This is a genomic window from Bernardetia sp. (assembly GCF_020630935.1).
Classification (GTDB): domain Bacteria; phylum Bacteroidota; class Bacteroidia; order Cytophagales; family Bernardetiaceae; genus Bernardetia.
In genome coordinates this window covers 1-3,217 of the sequence record NZ_JAHDIG010000147.1, presented here as the reverse complement: position 1 = coordinate 3,217, position 3,217 = coordinate 1, and the positions used below count along the sequence as shown (strand labels likewise).

General features: G+C 32.5%; 2 protein-coding genes. Both read left to right on the top strand.

Annotated features, from left to right (window positions below; all coding sequences use genetic code 11):
- Positions 1–630 precede the first annotated feature (630 nt).
- On the top strand, positions 631–1,071 hold the full coding sequence (locus QZ659_RS20435; protein ID WP_291728946.1) for a hypothetical protein: 441 nt from the start codon (positions 631–633) through the stop codon (positions 1,069–1,071).
- A 981-nt stretch (positions 1,072–2,052) separates the two neighbouring features.
- Positions 2,053–3,087, top strand: coding sequence for an endonuclease/exonuclease/phosphatase family protein (locus QZ659_RS20430; RefSeq protein ID WP_291728945.1), 1,035 nt, complete (start codon positions 2,053–2,055; stop codon positions 3,085–3,087).
- Positions 3,088–3,217 lie beyond the last annotated feature (130 nt).

The following is a 3,217-nucleotide window of genomic DNA, read 5'->3' as shown; positions in this document are numbered from 1 at the left end:
GATAAAATCTTGCACTAGAATGAAAAAATATACAAAAGTTGAAGATTAAATATTCTCTACTTCTTCCCATTCTGAAAAAATACCTTTTCAGTTTGGAAAAAATAGCTACTCATTATTTTCTATCAAAAATAAAAACAGCCGTTTTTGAAGTATATAGAGCGATTTTAAAAAATTTAGAACTATTTTTTGGTATATTTTCGCTTTGGCAAATGGATTGAAATATAATAAGTAAAGTAAGTAGTAGATTCTCAAAGGTTCTAATTTTGCTTGTGAGAGGTAGTAGGCTTAGAAGCAAAAACATTTTTTACAGAAACTTTATTTTTTAGAATCACACTCAGAATTAAACAAAGGAAAGTAAATATGAAGCAGTCAGTAGTCTGTTTTATCCATCGGATAACATTTTTTATGGGCTACTCATTTTTTTAACGCTTCGGCAAAACTTTTCAAAAAAGAAAAAGAAAATCCCTTTTCACAGATGAGAAGGGTATTTTTTTGCCTTTAAAGCATTCTTTAGTTAGAATATTATGGATACTTTTTTTGTGAGAGTTATACTATTTTTGTAGTATTGGATTTATATAAATGTTGTGCGTAATTTGACAAACCAAATCTCATGAAAAAAGTATAAGATAAATGAACGAAGATTTACTAAATGAACTGACAGAAATGGACGAAATCCATTGCGTTTTAAAATTACAAGAAGAGGCGGAGGAATATCTAAAAAGTTTTGGCTGGTGCCTAAAAATAAAAAAATCTTGGTACGACAATGAATTTAGTTCTTATGACATAATTGGAGTTTTTCTTTTTGAAATTGAACCTATAAATGAAACCGTAGATGAATTTGTTTGGATTATTGTTGGCGACTTACCAACTGTTTATTTGGACAAAAGTGTCGCTTCTGGAAAAGAGGCATTAGAAATTTACTGTGACTTAATGGAGGATTGGATTGTCAATGTTAAAAACGGACAATCTTTGGAGGAATGTTTTCCTGTTCCAGCTGAACCGACTGCTGAAAATGCTGATTTATTAAAAACCCGAATAGAATTAATTAAAGAAATATTTTTAACGGAATAATAAAAACTACGCACAACAACGTATAATTCCAACTAAGGTTTTGTGTCCTGCGGACACAGACGCTCACGCATCAAAGTCAGTTCTTTTTACTATCTTTATTTTCCAAATTCCCTTAGCTGGGTAATTATACAAGACCGTTACCTGTAATCATGAAACCAACTTTACAACTTCCTATAACGCTACGTCCACCAGAAATGGAAGAGGTTCCTATGAACTCCTCTTCTGTTAGGGAAAGATTGAAATTACGGAAAACTGCAAAAATTGTAGAAGGATTTAAAATTTTACCAAAAGACAATAACTCTGAACCCTCATCTGGCGCAAGGTTCTCCTTGTGCCTATTATTTTGTCAGCATATGCTGACGCAACAGCAAGTACAAGATAAAATCTTGCACTAGAATGGATGAATAAATCTTCCCATTCTGAAAAAACACCTTTTCAGTTTGGAAGAAATAGCTACTCATTATTTTCTATCAAAAAACAAAAACAGCCGTTTTTGAAGTATATAGAGCGATTTTGAAGAATTCAGAACTGTTTTTTGGCATATTTTCGCTTTGGCAAACAGATTGAAATATATAGAGCAAGTAAGTAGATAAGTAAGTAGTAGATTCTCAAAGGTTCTGATTTTGCTTGTGAGAGGTAGTAGGCTTAGAGGCAAAAACATTTTTTACAGAAACTTTATTTTTTAGAATCACAAAATACGAAGCCGTCAGTAGTCTGTTTTATCCATCGGATAACATTTTTTATAGGCTACTCATTTTTTAACGCTTCGGCAAAACTTTTCAAAAAAGAAAAAGAAAATCCCTTTTCACAGATGAGAAGGGTATTTTTTTGCTTAAAAATCGGTACTGACCTTAAGCTAAACTAGTTCAGTCTCGTAAAACATGTTAAAACATTCCTTCCCATGCCACAGTTAGAACATTTAAGAACTTCATTTTTTAACCTCCCCCCTTCTTTCAGAAGGACATTTTTTTAATCTATATTATGGAAAAAACATACAGCAAACTCCGAAAAGGAGCGTTCTATACAGCTATTGTACTTAGCGTTCTTATCATTATTTCAAGCGTACTTTCTCTCATATACGATATTCCAAGATGGTATTTAAAAGTATTAGACTTCCCTCGTATCATACAGCTCATCTTATCTATTTTAATATTTATCTTTTTTGTAGTTATAAAATTGAGATGGAATAGAGCCAGTATTTTACTCGTTACAGGACTTGTCTCAGCTGTTCTGATTCAACTTAGTGTTGTAGCTCCTTATTTGATGTGGTCAAAAGAAGTAAAATCAGCCGAAAATGTAACCAACCAAGGCAATACAGTAGGGATACTATTAGGAAATGTATTGATAGACAATAAAAAATCAGATAAATTTTTAGAAATTATTGAAAAAAATAATCCAGATATGATATTGGCTATGGAAGTAAATGAGTGGTGGGTAGATGAGCTAAAAGTATTGAAGAAAGATTACCCTCACGTTATAGAACTACCCTTAGATAACGCTTACGGTATGGCTCTTTATTCTAAATTTCCATTAAAAGAAAAAGAAATAAAATACTTGAATCTTTCACAAGTGCCTTCTTTTCATACGATTGTTGAGCTGCCATCAGGAAAAGACTTCAAGTTTTATGGAGTTCACCCAGTTGCTCCAGTTCCTAGCGACAAATATCCAGATAATGTAGGCGACAAAATAATAGGCGAGAATCAAGAAGAAGAAAAAGGACTTATCAGAGTAGCTGACTTTGTAGAAAAAGATAATCTACCCTCTATTGTGGGAGGAGATTTGAATGATGTAGCTTGGGGAAAAACAGAACGTCTGTTTGGAGAAGAAAACACAAAATTGAAAGATGTCAGAATTGGCAGAGGCTTATACAACACCTTTGATGCGACTTCTTATCTTTTTAGATGGTCTTTAGACCACTTCTATGTAACTGAAAATATTTCGGTAGTAGAATTTGAAAGACTAGAGAGCTTCGAATCTGACCATTTTCCTTTGTACGGAAAATTTTTAATTGAATAATTTTTTTTTGTCAAAACACTTGTCTGTAGAAGCTATTTGTAGTAAGTACTCGGACATATTTAGTTTACACTGTTATTTATTGTAAAAATACTGCTCTGTGTGTCACAGAGCAGGGGTAAAGTTGTCTTAC

Bases quoted from the DNA above. Each gene is read 5' to 3' on its own strand.
- QZ659_RS20435 (WP_291728946.1), top strand. From the start codon at position 631: ATGAACGAAGATTTACTAAATGAACTGACAGAAATGGACGAAATCCAT.
- QZ659_RS20430 (WP_291728945.1), top strand. From the start codon at position 2,053: ATGGAAAAAACATACAGCAAACTCCGAAAAGGAGCGTTCTATACAGCT.